At 64.0% G+C, this 16,745-nt stretch carries 20 protein-coding genes and 1 pseudogene; 6 read left to right on the top strand and 15 right to left on the bottom strand.

Annotation, left to right across the window (positions count from 1 at the left end):
• The first annotated feature begins 11 nt into the window (after positions 1 to 11).
• Complete coding sequence (locus ABIC09_RS11555; RefSeq protein WP_354035135.1) at positions 12 to 1,505, top strand: sensor histidine kinase; 1,494 nt, start codon at positions 12 to 14, stop codon at positions 1,503 to 1,505.
• Here the strand turns inward: ABIC09_RS11555 and ABIC09_RS11550 are convergent.
• Positions 1,502 to 1,867: a hypothetical protein gene (locus tag ABIC09_RS11550; RefSeq protein ID WP_354109333.1), complete on the bottom strand. Its 366-nt coding sequence runs from the start codon at positions 1,865 to 1,867 to the stop codon at positions 1,502 to 1,504. The genes ABIC09_RS11555 and ABIC09_RS11550 overlap by 4 nt on opposite strands.
• On the opposite strand from ABIC09_RS11550, the gene ABIC09_RS11545 reads away from it, so the two are divergent.
• Positions 1,866 to 2,135, top strand: coding sequence for a hypothetical protein (locus ABIC09_RS11545; protein ID WP_148754640.1), 270 nt, complete (start codon positions 1,866 to 1,868; stop codon positions 2,133 to 2,135). The two genes, ABIC09_RS11550 and ABIC09_RS11545, sit on opposite strands and share 2 nt — an antisense overlap.
• Positions 2,136 to 2,231: 96 nt before the next feature.
• A complete protein-coding gene (locus tag ABIC09_RS11540; RefSeq protein WP_354109332.1) occupies positions 2,232 to 2,462 on the top strand; it encodes a hypothetical protein in 231 nt (76 codons plus the stop codon).
• A gap of 110 nt (positions 2,463 to 2,572) precedes the next feature.
• Here ABIC09_RS11540 and ABIC09_RS11535 read toward each other — a convergent pair whose 3' ends face one another.
• Complete coding sequence (locus tag ABIC09_RS11535; protein ID WP_354109507.1) at positions 2,573 to 2,722, bottom strand: hypothetical protein; 150 nt, start codon at positions 2,720 to 2,722, stop codon at positions 2,573 to 2,575.
• A gap of 126 nt (positions 2,723 to 2,848) precedes the next feature.
• On the opposite strand from ABIC09_RS11535, the gene ABIC09_RS11530 reads away from it, so the two are divergent.
• Both ABIC09_RS11530 and ABIC09_RS11525 read left to right on the top strand, forming a co-directional pair.
• Entirely contained in the window at positions 2,849 to 3,043 is a 195-nt protein-coding gene (locus ABIC09_RS11530) for a DUF3072 domain-containing protein (RefSeq protein WP_354109331.1), read from the top strand.
• Positions 3,044 to 3,126: 83 nt separating this feature from the next.
• Entirely contained in the window at positions 3,127 to 3,399 is a 273-nt protein-coding gene (locus ABIC09_RS11525; RefSeq protein WP_354109330.1) for a DUF6496 domain-containing protein, read from the top strand.
• A gap of 12 nt (positions 3,400 to 3,411) precedes the next feature.
• On the opposite strand, the gene ABIC09_RS11520 is transcribed toward ABIC09_RS11525, so the two are convergent.
• The 12 genes and pseudogenes from ABIC09_RS11520 to ABIC09_RS11465 form a co-directional block, all read right to left on the bottom strand.
• Entirely contained in the window at positions 3,412 to 3,774 is a 363-nt protein-coding gene (locus tag ABIC09_RS11520) for a hypothetical protein (protein ID WP_148754589.1), read from the bottom strand.
• Between the two features lie 286 nt (positions 3,775 to 4,060).
• Positions 4,061 to 5,602 carry a Do family serine endopeptidase gene (locus tag ABIC09_RS11515; protein WP_187435243.1) on the bottom strand — a complete coding sequence of 514 codons (1,542 nt, stop codon included), beginning with the start codon at positions 5,600 to 5,602 and terminating at the stop codon, positions 4,061 to 4,063.
• 195 nt (positions 5,603 to 5,797) lie between these two features.
• A complete protein-coding gene (locus tag ABIC09_RS11510; protein WP_254129531.1) occupies positions 5,798 to 6,010 on the bottom strand; it encodes a hypothetical protein in 213 nt (70 codons plus the stop codon).
• Between the two features lie 110 nt (positions 6,011 to 6,120).
• Positions 6,121 to 6,345 (bottom strand): annotated as a pseudogene (locus ABIC09_RS11505) (hypothetical protein); the annotation flags it as partial.
• A gap of 99 nt (positions 6,346 to 6,444) precedes the next feature.
• Entirely contained in the window at positions 6,445 to 7,182 is a 738-nt protein-coding gene (gene rpe, locus ABIC09_RS11500) for a ribulose-phosphate 3-epimerase (RefSeq protein ID WP_354109329.1), read from the bottom strand.
• Entirely contained in the window at positions 7,179 to 8,111 is a 933-nt protein-coding gene (cbbX, locus tag ABIC09_RS11495) for a CbbX protein (protein WP_354109328.1), read from the bottom strand. The genes rpe and cbbX overlap by 4 nt, the downstream gene beginning before the upstream one ends.
• A gap of 98 nt (positions 8,112 to 8,209) precedes the next feature.
• Positions 8,210 to 8,617, bottom strand: a complete 408-nt coding sequence (locus tag ABIC09_RS11490) for a ribulose bisphosphate carboxylase small subunit (RefSeq protein ID WP_148754595.1) — start codon at positions 8,615 to 8,617, stop codon at positions 8,210 to 8,212.
• An 11-nt stretch (positions 8,618 to 8,628) separates the two neighbouring features.
• Entirely contained in the window at positions 8,629 to 10,089 is a 1,461-nt protein-coding gene (locus tag ABIC09_RS11485) for a form I ribulose bisphosphate carboxylase large subunit (protein WP_148754596.1), read from the bottom strand.
• Between the two features lie 29 nt (positions 10,090 to 10,118).
• Positions 10,119 to 11,204, bottom strand: a complete 1,086-nt coding sequence (fba, locus tag ABIC09_RS11480; RefSeq protein WP_354109327.1) for a class II fructose-bisphosphate aldolase — start codon at positions 11,202 to 11,204, stop codon at positions 10,119 to 10,121.
• Between the two features lie 14 nt (positions 11,205 to 11,218).
• Complete coding sequence (gene tkt / locus ABIC09_RS11475) at positions 11,219 to 13,240, bottom strand: transketolase (protein ID WP_354109326.1); 2,022 nt, start codon at positions 13,238 to 13,240, stop codon at positions 11,219 to 11,221.
• Positions 13,241 to 13,256: 16 nt separating this feature from the next.
• A complete protein-coding gene (locus ABIC09_RS11470; protein ID WP_354035149.1) occupies positions 13,257 to 14,132 on the bottom strand; it encodes a phosphoribulokinase in 876 nt (291 codons plus the stop codon).
• Positions 14,133 to 14,145: 13 nt separating this feature from the next.
• Positions 14,146 to 15,183, bottom strand: a complete 1,038-nt coding sequence (locus ABIC09_RS11465; protein WP_354109325.1) for a class 1 fructose-bisphosphatase — start codon at positions 15,181 to 15,183, stop codon at positions 14,146 to 14,148.
• A 116-nt stretch (positions 15,184 to 15,299) separates the two neighbouring features.
• Between ABIC09_RS11465 and ABIC09_RS11460 the strand changes: the two genes are divergently transcribed.
• Complete coding sequence (locus tag ABIC09_RS11460) at positions 15,300 to 16,277, top strand: LysR family transcriptional regulator (protein WP_148754601.1); 978 nt, start codon at positions 15,300 to 15,302, stop codon at positions 16,275 to 16,277.
• A 102-nt stretch (positions 16,278 to 16,379) separates the two neighbouring features.
• Here ABIC09_RS11460 and ABIC09_RS11455 read toward each other — a convergent pair whose 3' ends face one another.
• Positions 16,380 to 16,589 (bottom strand): hypothetical protein, encoded by a 210-nt coding sequence (locus ABIC09_RS11455; RefSeq protein WP_354109324.1) that lies wholly within the window; start codon positions 16,587 to 16,589, stop codon positions 16,380 to 16,382.
• Positions 16,590 to 16,745 lie beyond the last annotated feature (156 nt).

The following is a 16,745-nucleotide window of genomic DNA, read 5'->3' as shown; positions in this document are numbered from 1 at the left end:
TGGATCCGAGAATGGACCACGAAAAGGTCAATATCCTCCTCGTCGACGACCAGCCGGCCAAGCTGCTCGCTTACGAGGTGATCCTAAAGGAACTCGGCGAGAACCTCGTGATCGCCTCGTCCGGCCGCGAGGCGCTGGAGGTCCTGCTCAAGACCGAGATCGCGGTGATCCTGGTCGATGTCTGCATGCCCGAGCTCGACGGCTTCGAGCTCGCGGCAATGATCCGCGAGCATCCGCGCTTCCAGAAGACCGCGATGATCTTCATTTCGGCGATCCAGGTCAGCGACATCGACCGGCTGCGCGGCTACGAGATGGGCGCCGTCGACTACGTGCCAGTTCCTGTCGTGCCGGAGGTGCTGCGAGCCAAGGTCAAGGTGTTTGCCGAGCTCTATCGCAAGACGCGCGAGCTCGAACGGCTGAATCAGGATCTCGAGGATCGTGTCCGTGCCCGCACCGCCGAGCTCGAGAACTCCACCGCAAAACTGCGCGAAAGCGAAGAGCGGCGCAGCATGGCAATCGCCGCCGGCAAGATGGGATCCTGGGACTGGGACTGGGTCAACGGCGACTGGATGTGGGACGAAGGCCAGTACCGCATCTTTGGCGTGACACCGGAGACGTTCAACGTCACCTCGGCCAACATCCAGGCGCTGCTGCACCCGGATGACGTGGACCAGTTCGGCCAGGCGATTGCCGCGTTCGATACCGGCGCGCACGCCTATGAAGGAGAGTTCCGCGTCTGCCGGCCCGATGGTGATGTGCGCTGGTGCGTCGGCACGGCCGCCGCGACTATGGATCCGGGCGGTCGAGTCGTGCGGGTGAGCGGCGTCACAGTCGATATCACCGAACGCAAGCGCGCCGAGGAACGGCAGAACCTGCTGGCGCGCGAAGTCGATCACCGCGCCAAGAATGCGCTGGCTCTGGCACAGTCGATCGTGCGCCTCACCCGCGCCGACGAGGTCAAGGCTTACGTCAATGCCGTCGAGGGGCGCATCAATGCGCTCGCGCGCGTGCACACCATCCTGTCGCTGTCGAGCTGGCAGGGCGCCGAGCTCTCCAAGCTCATCGAGGAAGAGCTTGCGCCCTATTCGCTCGGCGGACAGATCAAGCTCGGGGGTCCCGAGGTGCAGTTGCTGCCGGCGACCGCCCAGACACTGGCGCTGGCGCTGCACGAGCTCTTCACCAATTCGGCCAAGTATGGCGCGCTCTCGACCCGGTCGGGGCGGCTCGCGATCGGCTGGCAGGCCGAGAACGATCTCCTCACCTTGACGTGGGACGAGACCGGAGGGCCGTTGGTCAGGACGCCGAAGTCGCGTGGCTTTGGCACAAGAAGCCTGCTGGCCAGTGTCGAATCCCAGCTCGGCGGACAGGCGCAGTTCGACTGGCGTCCAGAGGGCTTGTTGTGCCGCCTTGATGTGCCATTGACGCGCAAGAGCGCGGCAACATCGGCGGTGCAGGACAAGTTCGAGCCCAGCACCTCTCCCGAACTTCAGCGCGCGTCGGGTTAGCGCGACGCAGCGACCTTCAGCCGTAACATCGGCTGCGGTTCATCGGCGACACGCCCTTCGAGCCAGGCTTCCGTTCGCGCGAGATCGCGCAACGCCGTCGCGTAGCGGCGGGCGGCGCTGCGCTCCGCACCGCGCGGCAGCTTGCGTGCTTTGCGCAACATGTCGGCCGCCGCGTTACGGTAGGCCAGCGAGCGATAGAGAAAGACCACCTTGCCCATATCGAATGTTCCCGTGTTGATGGCGTTCATCTTCGCAAAGTCGGCATGAACGTCGGATGAAGCGGCAGATGACAATTCCTTCATGCGCATTGGAACCCGCGATTGCGGCACGCGTTTGCATGACAGATCGATCGGCAGTTCCATGCGCGCAAAAAAGTCGCCAAATAGGTCGCCAAGCCTGATCTCTCCCACCGGCGTCATCAAATTAATGACGCATGCGATGATGGGCGCTGCACTCGGTCTGGCCTTCACGCTCGCGCTCATTCTGGTCAATCCTGCGGTCGCAGAATTGCTGAACCACGGCGGCCGTGCGGCAGCCTTGGTCTTTGTCGGCACGATGGTGACGACGTTTGCCATCGGTGCCGCCCTGACGGGCGTCGTGCTCATCCTCAACGAGGACAAGGAATCTTGAAGCGCGCGTGAGGCGCAATGCGACGTATTGTTCGGAACTCCCGCGGCAAATAGCGGTTGGGTGCCTGCGTCAATTCAACTCAGGGAGTTCCCGCGCATGAACACGACCAAGCTCGCTCTCGCCGTGATGTTGGCAACCGGCCTCGCCGCCGCGCCCTTCGCCGTACAGGCCAAGTCACACAAGGCCAAGCATGAATCATCGACCTCGTCCTCGCAAACGACAGGCGCCAACACGAAGTCCAAGGGCAGCGACACCTCCGGTCAGGGCGGCTCTGACCAGGGCGGCACCATGACGAACAACAAGAGCGCCCCGGGCAACACCAAGTAAGCTCGCCAGAGAACAGGCTTCGCGAGAGCGGGGCCTGTTCTTGGATGATCGAACATCCTCTCAGGGCCACATGGTCGGTGCGCGGGTCAAAGCATCCCGGCCGGCCCGCCTCAAATCAACACCTTGCCACCGCCAGCGGCCTTCCATTCGCCGATCAACAGATTGATTTTCCGGCGCAAATCCATCTGTGCCTGGGCCCGTTCGGTGCAGTCGCGATCGCGATTGACGAGATCGCGTACGGCCGCCTCGACATCGGCCATCTCCAGCCTCAAGGCACTGATTTTGCGTCGAATTTCATTAATTCTGTTGTCCATGACTTGTTAGAGGCTTGTTAGAACAAAATAAGAACATATAATCAAGCTACGGATTCAGAATGGAGAGCGGACATGCAGCTTCAGCGCAAATACGACGCCAAGGTTTTCCTCATGGAGCAGATGACCCGGGCGCAGGGGCTGCGACTGAAGCGGCTGAGTGAAGAGGCCTACCAACCCGCGCAATACGATCGCAGTCTGTCCTCTACCGAAGCGGCGCACCGCATCCAGGTGCTGGAAGCGGAGATCGAACTCGCGAACTCCTTCTAAGGCTCGCGGCCGGCGCCTTTGGAACGTTGGGTCAGCACTCCTGTTCTCTTCCGAGGCCAAGGGGAGGCCAAGGGAGAGAGTTGATGGCACGCAAGGCAAAGAAGCGCAGCTACTCACGCAGCGCCAGCAGTGATGTCGAGCGCCAGACGCGGCGTTACAAGAAGGGGACTGCGAAGAGCGGTCGCGGCGGACGCGTGAAGAGCCGCAAGCAGGCGATCGCGATCGGCCTCTCGGAAGCGCGCAAGAAGGGCAAGAAGGTCCCGAAGAAGGCTTCGAAACGGAAGACGTCCAAGAAGAAAAGCGCGAAGAAGAGTTCGAAGCGCAAATCCGCCAAGAGCAAATCCGCGAAGCGATGACGCCGATCGGCGTCAGATCATGGTGCCGGGCATGAAGCAGCGGATCGAAACGCCGAACGCCGTCTTGACCGGCCAGACCATGGTGCGGCCGGCGCGGTTCGGCTCGGTGATCACGGCTTCGTCGGGGACCTCGACCCATTCCCCATCAAGCCGGACTCGGTAGTGCCCATTGTGCGAGTCCCAGTCAGGATCGGCCACGGCAACGCCGTCCGCGTCCGAACAGCACGGACCGAGATGGCTGCGCAGGCTGTCGAACCAGGGTTTTAGCGGCGAATCGGTGAAGCGGCCATCATCGCGCCCCATGGCACTTCCGGTCGACAGCAATAGAGGCGCCGCGAGCAGCGCAAGCTTCAGCGAGAGCTTCAATCGATCCATGTCGGCACCGATCAAATGCGAACCACCGGCCGGTTCCACAAAGCGGCCGGAGGTCCGAAGTTCCACTCCTGCAATTTGCCTCGGCGCCGTCATTGCCGCCAAAGCACAACACGCGATCTCAAAGTCTGACGAGTGAACGCGGCTTTTTCGGACGAACCCGTCATCATTGCTGCCGTTAACGAGAATGTTATCGGCGGCCTGTGGGTATCTCGGAAGGCGCGCACGAAAAAGGCGGCCCGCAGGCCGCCTTTTGAATTTGCCGTCGAGACCAAGAGGCGTGATCAGATCAGGCGAGCGGCACCGCGATGAACCGGGTCGCCTCCGCATTCTTCACCTGCAGCAGCACGCTGTTCTTGCCGGACGATTTGGCCTGCGCCAGCTCCGAGCGGACGTCGCCGACAGTGGCGACTGCCTTGCCGCCGACATTGAGGATGACGTCGCCGGTCTGGATGCCGCGCTGCGCCGCCGGTCCCTGCGGGTCGACCTCCGTGACCACGACGCCCTTCTGACCTGCGCCCTGGACGTCGCCGGCGGGCGCCAGGCTGAGGCCGAGGCGCGGCGTGCCGGGGGCCTGCTGCGTCTTGCCGTCGTCAGCGTTGCCGCTTCCTTGGGCCTGCCGCTCGGTAGGCAGTTCGCCGAGCGCCAGCGTCACCGTCTTGGTGTCGCCCTTGTGGACGACATCGAGCTTCACGGACGTGCCCGGCGCCAGCGTGGCGATGGTGCGGGCGAGATCGCGGGAGTCCTTGATCGCGGTGCCGTTGACAGCGGTGATGACATCGCCCGCCTCGATGCCGGCCTTCGCCGCCGGGCTGCCATCCTGCGGGTTATCGACGATTGCGCCGCGCGCCGCCTTCAGGCCGAGGCTATCGGCGATCTCCGCGGTCACCGGCTGCACCTGCACACCGAGCCAGCCGCGGGTGACAGCACCCTTGTCCTTCAACTGCGCGACCACGAGCTTTGCAGTCGAGGACGGAATATCGAAGCCGATGCCGACTGAGCCGCCCGAGGGCGAGAAGATCGCGGTGTTCACGCCGATCACGTTGCCGTTCATGTCGAAGGCCGGACCGCCCGAGTTGCCCTTGTTGATGGGTGCATCGATCTGGATGAAGTCGTCATAGGGACCGTTGCCGATGTCGCGGCCGCTGGCCGAGACGATGCCGGCCGTCACGGTGCCGCCGAGGCCGAAGGGATTGCCAACAGCAACCACCCAGTCGCCGATCCGCGGCTTCTGGTCGGAGAATTTCACGAACGGAAAGTCCTTTTTGCCCTCGACCTTGATCAGCGCGAGATCGGTCTTCGGATCGGTGCCGACCACTTTCGCGGTGTAGATCGTGCCGTCGTCCGTCGTCACCTGCACCGACTGTGCATGGTCGACGACGTGGTTGTTGGTCACGGCATAGCCGTCGGCCGAGATGAAGAAGCCTGAGCCCTCGCCCGTGACCACCTGGTGACGTTGGCGCGGCATGCCGTTCATGCCGCCCGGAAAGCCGAACTGCCGCGAGAACTGGTCGAACGGAGAATCCTCATCCGAATCCATCCGGTTCTGTTGCAGCATCGCGCTCTTGTCGTTGTCCTGGTCGATCTTCACGCGCACCGAGATGACGGCGGGCTTGACCTTGCTGACGAGGTCGCCGAAGCCCGGCGGCGTCGCGGCGCTTTCAGCTGCCTGCGCAGGCGCAATCAGGGAGTTCACGCCGAACGGCGTCGAAGCGGGAGACGCAGCCAGCACGGCCACGCCAAGCGCGGCCACGGTGCCAAGCAGCGCAAGCCGGCGCGGCTTCAGAATTGTGCGGCTCTTGGTGGTGTCGGAATTGACGCGATCGATCATGTTGAAATGTCCATGTTGGGTAAGTCGCCTTGCACCCAACATGGACATCGCCACCTTACGGCGTCCCGTCCACGCGATTAAATCTTGGCAAAGAAAGTGCGGCCGGCGGCCGCAAGCCAGATTCTCGAAACGGACGTTGCGCTGCGCAATGAAAGCCCGGCGAGCAGTCCGTTGAGGAATTGCAGTTAGACCGCTCTAAGCCGCGGCGGGGCGCTCCCATGCCGCAGCTGCGATGGCGTCGTCTTCGCGTTGCGCATTGCACGCGTCGAAATGCGCCTTCAGCGCGATCTCGGCAAGATATTCGAAATGTTCGGCCTGGCCGAGCAGCTGCCAGTTCTGGAGCGGCCGATAGGCCGCCTGCTGGCGACAGAGGGACGCCAGCGCGCGGTAGCGACGTACGTTCTCCATGAGACCCTCCCTCGCATTCACACAGGCTTATTACCCTGATTTGCGTCAGGCCGATGGCGGTTATGCAAAACATTTCTTGCGCCCACGGCCCGCTTAACCTGGGTTAATTTTCAGAAAACCTGCAGACGCCCATTGGTTCCTATCGGGCGAACCGAGCCTGGAAGCTGCGATGGGTTCAAGGCGTAGCGGCGGCGTTCGACGTTGATGCCGATCAGATCGCAATACTGTTCGATCGGTTCGGGCCGCCCGATGAGATAGCCCTGCATCTCCCCGCAGCCCTCGTGTTCCAGGAAGGCACGCTGCGCCTCCGTCTCCACCCCTTCCGCGACCACCGGCGCGACACAGCGCGGAGGCGGCATTGGCGAGCAGCTTCCGCGGCGAGCCTCCGCAAAACCCCGGGAAAACGTCGCGGTTGCGCGCAGCGCCTCCGTAATCTACCGGATGCGCCCGCCTTCTCCTGCACGCATCGGCAGCGCGGAATGATCCTGCAGTTTCGGAACCCGGGCGGCTTCCGCGGCAACGCGAATGGCGGCGATATTGGCGGCATAATCGGCACTGCTCTTGCCGCGGAAAACCGCGGAACCCGCCACGAGCGTATCCGCGCCGGCCTCGGCAACCGCAGCGGCATTGTCCCGCGTGACGCCACCATCAACCTCGAGACGGATCGGCCGCTCGCCGATCATGCTTCGAATGCGCCTGATCTTCTCGAGCTGGGATTCGAGGAAAGACTGGCCGCCGAAGCCAGGGTTGACCGTCATCACCAGCACAAGATCTAGACGATCGAGCACATATTCGATCGCGCTCTCGGGCGTCGCCGGGCACAGGCTGACGCCTGCCTTCTTGCCGAGTGCGCGGATCGCCTGGAGCGAACGGTCGAGATGCGGGCCCGCCTCGGCATGGACGGTGATGACATCGGCCCCCGCCTTCGCGAACGCCTCCAGATAGGGATCGACAGGCGCGATCATCAGATGCACGTCAAAGACCTTCTTCGTCGCCGGACGGATCGCCTTGATGACATCTGCGCCAAAGCTGATATTCGGCACGAAGTGGCCGTCCATGATGTCGCAGTGGATCCAGTCGGCGCCGGCCGCATCGATCGCTGCGATCTCCTCGCCGAGGCGCGCGAAATCCGCCGCAAGGATCGAGGGGGCGATAATGATCTCCCTGGTCATGTCTTTGCACTCCGCGCATCTGCCCCGCCGCTGAAGACACGGCTCGCCAGGACGTCGATGGGATCGATCGTCTCGAGAGCGGCAACGTCGAGCATGCGGTCGAGATCCGACACCAGGCGATCGGCCTGCCGCAGACGAATGCGATCGACGGCGTTGCGGATCGAGCGCGCATTGGAGAAGAACGGCTGGGTCCGGCGCAACGCGATGTACTTCTCGAAGGCCTCGCGCGCAGCCACCGAGAGGCGGTAGCCGCGCTCCCTCAGCATCAGCTCGGCGATGACCAGCAGCTCGGCTTCCGCATAATCCGGAAATTCGATGTGATGGGCGATGCGCGAGCGGAAGCCGGGATTGGAGGCGAAGAAGCTCGTCATGCGCTCGCCGTAGCCGGCGAGGATCACCACGAGGTCTTCGCGCTGGTTCTCCATCACCTGGAGCAAGATCTCGATCGCCTCCTGGCCGTAGTCGCGTTCGTTGTCGGGCCGGTGCAAGTAATAGGCCTCGTCGATGAAGAGCACGCCGCCCATCGCCTTCTTCAGGATCTCCTTCGTCTTCGGCGCGGTGTGGCCGATATATTGCCCGACAAGATCGTCGCGCGTCACCGAGATCACCTGCCCGCGCCGCACGAAGCCGAGCCCGTGCAGGATCTTTGCCATGCGCAACGCCACTGTGGTCTTGCCGGTACCGGGATTGCCGGTGAACGACATGTGCAGTGTCGGTGGTGCCGATGCGAGGCCCGCACGCTGGCGGATCCGCTCGATCAGCAGCAGCGAGGCGATCTGGCGCACCCGGTTCTTGACCGGGCGGAGGCCGATCAGCTCCTGATCGAGCTGTTGCAGCGTGTCGGTGATCCCGGCCGCTTCGGCCTCCTTGCGGAGATCGAATTGGGTCTCACCGCCATCGGCGGCCGTTGCATGGGGAACGTCGAGCATGGGCACCTCGAAGAAAAGAGCTTCGCCGCGAGGGGAGCGGCGAAGCAGTGGTCCGCCAAGGATACGGAGCAGGGAGTGGTCCGCGCGGAAGGGAGTGGCTATTGCGAGGCGTGGGCAGCCGGCTTGCGTATGGTGCTGTACCGGATCGCGCGGCCGCCAACCTCCTGCCGCACCAGCTCGAATTCAGCCTCCTGCGGCGGGCGGTTGACCAGGAAAGATATGCGCACCGACTCCCATCCATGGCTGGAGTCAAAGCCACTGATGCGGATGTAACGGTCGCCATAGACCCTGCGGCACTCGGCGAGCTCCATCATCACACCGGCGGCGTCCTGGAGATCGAACATCGGCAGGCCCCACATCTCCCAATAGGTGTTGCGGGGATGCGGGTCGTCGGTGAACTCGATGTTCACCGCCCAGCCATTGGCGAGGCAGTACTGCACCTGCTTGGTGATCTGATCGTCGGTAAGATCGGGCAGGAATGAGAAGCAGCCCTGGGTGAGTTTCATGTTGCGTCTCCTCAAGCCGTTTCGAGCGCGGTCGGCACGAAGTCCGGCGTGTCTGTGGATTGATAGTTGAAGGTGACGTCCTTCCAGACCTCGAGTGCGGCCTTCAGCGGCGTACACGTCTCGGCGGCTCTGGCCAGGATCTCCGGACCTTCATGGACATAGTCGCGGCCCTCGTTGCGGGCGAGGATCATCGCCTCCAGCGCCACGCGGTTGGCGATCGCGCCCGCCGCAATGCCCATGGGATGGCCGATGGTGCCGCCGCCGAATTGCAGCACGACGTCCTCGCCGAGCAGATCGAGCAGCTGGTGCATCTGGCCGGCATGGATGCCGCCGGAGGCCACCGGCATCATCTTGTTCAGGCTCGCCCAGGACTGGTCGAAGAACAGGCCATGCTCGAGCCTGGTCGGGTTAAAATCCTCGCGGCAGACGTCGTAATAGCCGCGCGTGGTGTTGGGATCGCCTTCGAGCTTGCCGACCACGGTGCCGGCATGGATGTGGTCGACGCCGGCCAGCCGCATCCATTTGGCGATGACGCGGAACGACACGCCGTGGTTTTTCTGCCGCGTATAGGTCGAGTGACCGGCGCGGTGCAGATGCAGGATCATGTCGTTGCGGCGCGCCCATTTCGCCATGGACTGGATCGCGGTGTAGCCGATCACGAGGTCGATCATGACGATGCACGACCCGAGCTCCTTCGCGAACTCCGCGCGCTCGTACATGTCCTCCATCGTCCCGGCAGTGATGTTCAGATACGTGCCCTTGACCTCGCCGGAGGCCGCCTGCGCGCGGTTCACCGCCTCCATGCAATAGAGAAAACGGTCGCGCCAGTGCATGAAGGGCTGCGAGTTGATGTTCTCGTCGTCCTTGGTGAAGTCGAGCCCGCCTTTCAGCGCCTCGTAGACGACGCGGCCGTAGTTGCGGCCGGAGAGTCCGAGCTTCGGTTTGATTGTTGCGCCCAGCAGCGGTCGGCCGAACTTGTCGAGCCGCTCGCGCTCGACCACGATGCCGGTCGCCGGTCCCTGGAATGTCTTCACATAGGCGACCGGGAAGCGCATGTCCTCCAGGCGTAGCGCCTTGAGCGGCTTGAAGCCGAACACGTTGCCGATGATCGATGCCGACAGGTTGGCGATCGAACCCGGCTCGAACAGGTCGAGGTCATAGGCGATGTAGGCGAAATACGAGCCAGGCGTGCCGGGCACCGGATCGACGCGATAGCACTTTGCGCGATACTTCTCGGCAGCGGTCAGGCGGTCGGTCCACACCACCGTCCAGGTCGCGGTGGAGGATTCACCGGCAACGGCCGCCGAGGCCTCGATCGGGTCGACGCCGTCTTGCGGCGTGACGCGGAACAGCGCGATGACATCGGTGTCCTTTGGCACATAGTCGGGCTCCCAATAGCCCATGCGCGCGTATTCCATCGTGCCCGAGCGATAGCGCTCTTTGCCGCGGACGGTTCCTGCGTGTGCATTCATGGCTCTCTCCTGCTCTTCTCTCTGCATGATTAGGCTGCGACTGGCTCGCGGGCGCCGGCACTGGGGTCGAGCTCGCCGGTACGGTAGCGCCGCGCCATCTCGCTCAAGGGAACGACCTTGATCTTGCTGGCATGCCCCGCGGTGCCGAACTGCTCAAAACGATCGCGGCAAAGCTCGCGCATCGCATCCATCGCGGGTTTCAAGAATTTGCGCGGATCGAACTCGTTGCGATTCTGTGTGGCGACCTTGCGGAACACGGCGGTCATGGCGAGCCGGCAATCCGTGTCGATATTGACCTTGCGCACGCCGCTCTTGATGCCCCGGACAATCTCCTCGACCGGCACGCCCCAGGTCTGCGGCATCTCGCCGCCGAACTGGTTGAACATGTCCTGGAGCGGCTGCGGCACCGACGAGGAACCGTGCATCACGAGGTGCGTATTCGGCAGCCGGCGATGAATCTCCTCGACCACCCGCATCGCCAGAATGTCGCCATCCGGCTTGCGGCTGAACTTGTAGGCGCCGTGCGAAGTACCCATTGCAATGGCGAGCGCATCGACCTTGGTGGCACGAACAAAGTCGACGGCCTGGTCGGGATCGGTCAGCAGTTGGTCGTGGCTGATCTTGCCCTCGACGCCGTGGCCATCCTCCTGCTCACCACCACCATGCTCGAGCGAGCCGAGCACACCGAGCTCGCCTTCGACGGAGGCGCCGACCCAGTGCGCGAGATCGACGACGCGGCGGGTGATCGCGACGTTGTAGTCGTAGTCGGCCGCCGTCTTCGCGTCGGCCTTGAGCGAACCGTCCATCATCACCGAGGTGAAGCCATGTGCGATGGCGCTGGCACAGGTGGCCTCGTCGTTGCCGTGGTCCTGGTGCATGCAGAGCGGAATGTCCGGATAGGTTCGCTCCAGCGCGTCGATCATGTGCGAAAGCATGAGATCGCCGGCATAGCTACGGGCACCGCGCGAGGCCTGGATGATGACGGGCGCATCGACCTCGGCCGCCGCCTGCATGATCGCGATGCCCTGCTCCATGTTGTTGATGTTGAATGCCGGCACCGCGTAGCCGTGGCTGGCGGCATGATCGAGTAATTGGCGAAGGGTGATACGGGCCACGAAGGGTCCTCCTGTTATTGCTTGCGAGCGCGGGCGATCGCCCGCCGGGCAGCTTCGGCGACGCTTTGCGGCGTGATGCCGAATTCGCGGTAGAGCACTGGAGCCGGTGCCGAGGCACCGAAGCCGCGCATGCCGACGAACTCGCCCTCAGCGCCGATCCAGCGATGCCAATCGCCGGCGACGGCCGCCTCGATGCCGACACGCGGCGCCGTGCCAAGAACCGCGGCGCGATAATCGTCCGGTTGCTCCTCGAACAGGGCGAAGCACGGCGCCGACACGACGGCGGCGCGGACATGCTCGGTCGCGAGCAGGCGAGCCGCTTCCAGCGCGATCGGGACTTCCGAGCCGGTCGCCACCAGTGTCACGTCGCGTCCGCCATCGGGCGAGACAATCACATAGGCGCCGCGCGCGACCCGGTTCCTGCCGCGGACATCGCTGCGGAAGGTCGGCAACGCTTGGCGCGACAGGCACAGCACGGACGGACGATCCTCCGATTCGAGCGCGCAGTCCCAGGCTTCCAGCGTCTCCACCGCATCGGCGGGACGGAACACGAGCAGGTTCGGAATGACGCGGAGAGCGGCGAGATGCTCGACCGGCTGATGCGTCGGACCATCCTCGCCGAGGCCGATGGAGTCGTGCGTCATCACATGGATGACACGCAGCCGCATCAAGGCCGCAAGGCGGATCGCCGGCCGGCTGTAGTCGGAGAAGGCGAGAAACGTGCCGCCATAGGGAATGAAGCCGCCATGGACCGCGAGCCCGTTCATGGCAGCCGCCATGCCGTGCTCGCGAATGCCGTAATGGATGTAATCGCCGGCGAACGCGTCACGTCGGACAGGCGCCTGCACCTTGGCCTGCGTCAGGTTCGAATGTGTCAGGTCCGCGGAGCCGCCGACTAATCCGGGGATCGTTCCCGCGATGCCGTCGAGCACCTGTTGCGAGGCCTGCCGCGTCGCAAGCTTGGGACGCTCGGTGGCAAAGCGCTCGCGCAATTTCGCCGAGGCCTGGGCATAGGCGATCGGCAGGGCAACCGACTTGCCCTCGATGAACAGGTCACGCTGCTCGGGCGTCGCGCGTTCGTAACGATCGAGCCAAGCGAGGCGATCCACTTGCCCACGCTGCCCAATCATCCGCCACGCCTTCAGGATCAGGATCGGCACCACGAACGGCTGATAGTCCCAGCCAAGCGTCCGCCGCGCCGCCGCGGTCTGCTCGGTGCCGAGCGGCGCGCCATGCGCCTTCTCAGTACCTTGTCGGTCCGGCGCGCCATAACCGATGATGGTGCGGCAGGCGATCAGCGACGGTCTTGCGCTCTCACGTTCCTCTGCGATCGCCTGAGCAACAGCCTCGGGATCGTGCCCATCGACGCGGCGCACCGACCAGCCGGATGCAGCGAAGCGCGCCAGCTGGTCGTCCGAGGTCGCAAGCGATGTCGGTCCGTCGATCGAGATGCCGTTGTCGTCGAACAGCACGATCAGGCGGCCAAGCTGGAGGTGACCTGCAAGCGAGATCGCCTCCTGGCTGATCCCTTCCATCAGGCACCCATCGCCTGATATCACATAGGTGAAGTGATCGACGAGGCCGTCGCCATGCCGCGCATTGGCCATACGCTCGGCGAGCGCCATACCCACGGCCGTCGCGATGCCCTGCCCCAGCGGCCCGGTCGTAGTCTCGACGCCCGGGGTGTGACCATATTCGGGATGGCCCGGCGTCTTCGAGCCCCATTGCCGGAACGCCTTGATGTCGTCGAGGCTAACATCGCCACCGGTCAGATGCAGCAGCGCATAGAGCAGCATCGAGCCGTGCCCGGCCGAGAGCACGAAGCGGTCTCGATCCGGCCAATTGGGATGGGCCGAGTCGAACTTCAGGAAGCGCGAGAACAGCACCGTCGCAACATCGGCCATGCCCATCGGCAGGCCGGGATGGCCCGACTGCGAGGCCTCGATGGCGTCGACCGCGAGGAAGCGGACGGCATTGGCGAGATCGGAGTGCGCGACCGCGGTGAGGTCGGCGTCGGCGTGGACGGAGATGTTCATTGGATCCTCCCCTGGTTTACTTCAGGTTTCGCTTGCGCTCGATGAGCTGCATGATCAGCGGCGTCAGGATCAGCTGCATCGCCAGGTCCAACTTCGCCCCCGGACACACAATCGAATTCGCGCGCGACATAAAGCTGTGCGGCAGCATCGAGAGCAGATAGGGAAAGTCGATGCCGCGCGGATTCTTGAAGCGGATCACGACCATCGATTCATCAGGCGTCGGGATCCAGCGCGCGATGAACGGATTGGACGTGTCCACCGTCGGCACGCGCTGGAAGTTGATGTCGGTGTCGGTGAATTGCGGACAGATGTAGTGGATGTAATCCGGCATCCGCCGCAGAATCGTGTCGGTGACGGCCTCGGTCGAATAGCCGCGCGCGCTGCGGTCACGGTGCAGCTTCTGGATCCACTCGAGATTGATCACGGGCACGACGCCGATCTTGAGGTCGGCATAGCGCGCGACATTGACCTTGTCGGTAACCACGGCGCCGTGCAGGCCCTCGTAGAACAGCAGGTCCGAGTTCTCCGGCAGCCGCGCCCATTCGGTGAAAGTACCGGGCGCGACGCCGTGCAGCGCGGATTCCTCGGCGTCGTGCACGTAGTGCCGCGTCACCGCGGTGCCGGTCTCGCCATAGTCGCGGAACGCGCGCTCCAGCTCCTCGAACAGATTGGTCTCCGGGCTGAAATGGCTGAAATGCTTGTTGCCGCGCTCGGCCTCCGTGGCCATCTGCGTGCGCATCTCGGTGCGGTCGTAGCGATGGAAGGCGTCGCCTTCGATGTAGACGGCGTTGACCTTCTCGCGGAAGAAGATCTGCTCAAAGGTCTTCTTGACCGAGGTCGTTCCTGCGCCAGACGAGCCGGTGATGGAGATGATCGGATGCTTCCTGGACATTCGTTGCCTCCCATCACAACCGGAAGAAGCCGCGCCGCGCGAACAGCGGCGCCGAGACGCTGGCAACGAGCAGCGGATCGCAGTGAAGCTCGGCGACGCGCCGCACCTCGTTACTCGACCCCATGACCAGCGGCACGCGCTGGTGCAGGCTGTCCGCCGCGAGGTCGAGGACGCGCTCGCGCCCGGTCGAAGCGGAGCCGCCGGCCTGCTCGATAATCATCGCCATCGGATGGGCTTCGTAGGTCAAACGCAGGCGGCCGTCGCCATAGCCGGGACGCGCGTCAGAGGGATAGAGGAAGATGCCGCCGCGGGTGAGGATGCGATAGGCCTCCGCGACCAGCGAGCCGATCCAGCGCATATTGAAATTATGGTTGGCGGGTCCGTCGACACCGGCGAGGCATTCGTCGATGAAGGCACGCATCGGCGGGTCCCAATGCCGGCGGTTGGACGCATTGATCGCGAACTCGTCGCACGCCTCGGAGATCTGCACGCTGCTGCGCGCGAGCCGGAAACAGCCGGCCTTGCGGTCGAGGGTGAATATGTCGACACCGTCGCCGAGCGTCAGCACCAGCGAAGTCTGCGGGCCGTAGGTCACGAAGCCCGCGGCGAGCTGCGCCGAGCCGCGCTGATGGAAAGCGAGCGATAGGTCGTCCGTCGCGGGCAGAATCGAGAAGATCGTGCCGACGGTCATGTTGAGATCGATGTTGGAGGAGCCGTCGAGCGGATCGATTGCGACGCAGATCTTTGCTTCGCGGTCTCCGATCTGCGGCTCGCGCATCTCCTCCGATGCGAGCGCCGCGACCGGCACCTTGCCGAGGCAGCGGCGCAGGATCGCATCCGCCTGGATGTCGAGATCGCGCTGGAGATCGCCGTCGCTGTTGCGGCCCGTGGTCAGGCCCGAGGCGTCCGCGAGATCGCCGGTGCTGATGAGGTCGGCGATCTCGGTCGCGGCCGCCGCGATGGCATCGACTGCGGCCGCCACTGCCAGCGCGTGCGGTGCCGTCTCGGAATACCGTTGAAGGTGGTCGTCCAGCCTGAGTTGCCCGGTCATGCGTCCATCCCTTCTGGGCGCCGCATCCAGTTCCCTCCCCGGCGGAGGTCGGTGCGGTCGGTCCCGGCATAAGGAGATTGACAGGGGCAGCTTAATAAGGAAAATTTCTAATTATAATGAGCGCCAAAGAATTTTCTTATAGTGGTCCCGGCCATGCAGCGGCCCAGCTCCGGCATCTGACGATCCGGCAGTTGCGCTCGCTTGCGGCGCTTTCAGCCAAGGGCAGCGTCACCGCGGCCTCGACCCAACTCGGGCTGACCCAGCCGGCCGTAACCCAGCAGCTGAGGCAGCTTCAGGACCTCGCCGGCCTGCCGCTGGTGCAGCGGACCGGCGACGGCATGCTGCTGACGGAGGCAGGCCGCGAGGTTCTGGCGCTCGCCGAGCGCGTCGAGGCCGCGATCACGGACTGTCAGGGCGCGCTCGACCTGCTCGCCGGAAGAACCGCCGGCACGGTGCATCTCGGCGCGGTCTCGACCGCGAAATATTTCGTGCCGCACGCAATCGCGGCATTCTCCAAGCGCTCACCGAAGATCGAGATCAAGCTGACTATCGGCAACCGCGAGGAGATCCGCGAGGCCATCCACGGCTACGAGCTCGATTTCGCGGTGATGGGTCGGCCACCGGCCGACGTCAGCGTCGACGTACGCCAACTCGGGCGCAATCCGCACATCATCGTCGCGCGCAAGGGGCATTGGCTGGAGAAGGATTCGGGCCTCAGCCTGACCGATCTCGTGCACGAGACCTTCCTCACCCGCGAGCCGGGATCGGGCACACGCACGCTGATGGAGGGAATGTTCCAGAAGTCCGATCTCGAACCGATCATCGGCATGGAGATGAGCAGCAACGAGACCATCAAGCAGGCGGTGATCGCCGGACTCGGCATCGCCTTCATCTCGGCGCATACGGTGGCGCATGAGCTCGCCGAAGGCCGACTGATCGTGCTCGACGTCGCGGGCCTGCCGATTGTCCGGCAATGGTACGTGATCCGCCGCAGCGACAAGGTGCTGTTGCCGCCGGCGCAGGCGATGTTCGATTTTTTGGGATCGGAAGGCGCGAATTATCTGCCCGAGGTGCCCGATTTCGGCGGGCGATAGCGCCGCCCGCGCTTACCCATCAGCTTCATTGCGATCGTCGCCGCCAGAATGACGATGATCTGGAGGAGGCCCTTCGCTGACGTTCGCGTCGGATGGTTACAATCAGGCAGCGAGCGGCGTGGCGTAATCGGCGCGCGCGGCGAAATAGGCTTCCAGCTCCGACAGCGCGCGGGCTTCCCACTCGCTGGCCTGCTCCAGCAGCGACCAGCGCTGGCCCGGCCGAAACGCCGCGGTCTGGCGATAGAGCGATGCGATGCCGCGGTAGCGGCGCACGTTCTCGAAAATGGCGTGTCCGTTGATTTGGCCGTTCATGTCGAAAAAACTCCCTCGTATTCCCACGGAGGAAATTGCGGCCAAATCTTTTTCGAAAAGTTAGAGCGTTAGCCCATCTGACTGAATCGTTGGGGATTCACAAATCAGCGTTTTGGTGATTCAAGCTACCCGCCGGGACGGGAGGCCGGCGGGCAT

Origin of the sequence: Bradyrhizobium sp. S3.12.5, assembly GCF_040548225.1 — a bacterium.
In the GTDB taxonomy this organism is placed as follows: domain Bacteria; phylum Pseudomonadota; class Alphaproteobacteria; order Rhizobiales; family Xanthobacteraceae; genus Bradyrhizobium; species Bradyrhizobium cytisi.
This window is presented reverse-complemented; position numbering and strand designations above follow the sequence as displayed.

What these genes read in the sequence shown, in the direction of transcription:
- ABIC09_RS11555 (WP_354035135.1), top strand. Translation starts at nt 12, where the DNA reads ATGGACCACGAAAAGGTCAATATCCTCCTCGTCGACGACCAGCCGGCC.
- ABIC09_RS11545 (WP_148754640.1), top strand. Translation starts at nt 1,866, where the DNA reads ATGCGCGCAAAAAAGTCGCCAAATAGGTCGCCAAGCCTGATCTCTCCC.
- ABIC09_RS11550 (WP_354109333.1), bottom strand. Translation starts at nt 1,867, where the DNA reads ATGGAACTGCCGATCGATCTGTCATGCAAACGCGTGCCGCAATCGCGG.
- ABIC09_RS11540 (WP_354109332.1), top strand. Translation starts at nt 2,232, where the DNA reads ATGAACACGACCAAGCTCGCTCTCGCCGTGATGTTGGCAACCGGCCTC.
- ABIC09_RS11535 (WP_354109507.1), bottom strand. Translation starts at nt 2,722, where the DNA reads ATGGCCGATGTCGAGGCGGCCGTACGCGATCTCGTCAATCGCGATCGC.
- ABIC09_RS11530 (WP_354109331.1), top strand. Translation starts at nt 2,849, where the DNA reads ATGCAGCTTCAGCGCAAATACGACGCCAAGGTTTTCCTCATGGAGCAG.
- ABIC09_RS11525 (WP_354109330.1), top strand. Translation starts at nt 3,127, where the DNA reads ATGGCACGCAAGGCAAAGAAGCGCAGCTACTCACGCAGCGCCAGCAGT.
- ABIC09_RS11520 (WP_148754589.1), bottom strand. Translation starts at nt 3,774, where the DNA reads ATGGATCGATTGAAGCTCTCGCTGAAGCTTGCGCTGCTCGCGGCGCCT.
- ABIC09_RS11515 (WP_187435243.1), bottom strand. Translation starts at nt 5,602, where the DNA reads ATGATCGATCGCGTCAATTCCGACACCACCAAGAGCCGCACAATTCTG.
- ABIC09_RS11510 (WP_254129531.1), bottom strand. Translation starts at nt 6,010, where the DNA reads ATGGAGAACGTACGTCGCTACCGCGCGCTGGCGTCCCTCTGTCGCCAG.
- rpe (WP_354109329.1), bottom strand. Translation starts at nt 7,182, where the DNA reads ATGACCAGGGAGATCATTATCGCCCCCTCGATCCTTGCGGCGGATTTC.
- cbbX (WP_354109328.1), bottom strand. Translation starts at nt 8,111, where the DNA reads ATGCTCGACGTTCCCCATGCAACGGCCGCCGATGGCGGTGAGACCCAA.
- ABIC09_RS11490 (WP_148754595.1), bottom strand. Translation starts at nt 8,617, where the DNA reads ATGAAACTCACCCAGGGCTGCTTCTCATTCCTGCCCGATCTTACCGAC.
- ABIC09_RS11485 (WP_148754596.1), bottom strand. Translation starts at nt 10,089, where the DNA reads ATGAATGCACACGCAGGAACCGTCCGCGGCAAAGAGCGCTATCGCTCG.
- tkt (WP_354109326.1), bottom strand. Translation starts at nt 13,240, where the DNA reads ATGAACATCTCCGTCCACGCCGACGCCGACCTCACCGCGGTCGCGCAC.
- ABIC09_RS11470 (WP_354035149.1), bottom strand. Translation starts at nt 14,132, where the DNA reads ATGTCCAGGAAGCATCCGATCATCTCCATCACCGGCTCGTCTGGCGCA.
- ABIC09_RS11465 (WP_354109325.1), bottom strand. Translation starts at nt 15,183, where the DNA reads ATGACCGGGCAACTCAGGCTGGACGACCACCTTCAACGGTATTCCGAG.
- ABIC09_RS11460 (WP_148754601.1), top strand. Translation starts at nt 15,300, where the DNA reads ATGAGCGCCAAAGAATTTTCTTATAGTGGTCCCGGCCATGCAGCGGCC.
- ABIC09_RS11455 (WP_354109324.1), bottom strand. Translation starts at nt 16,589, where the DNA reads ATGAACGGCCAAATCAACGGACACGCCATTTTCGAGAACGTGCGCCGC.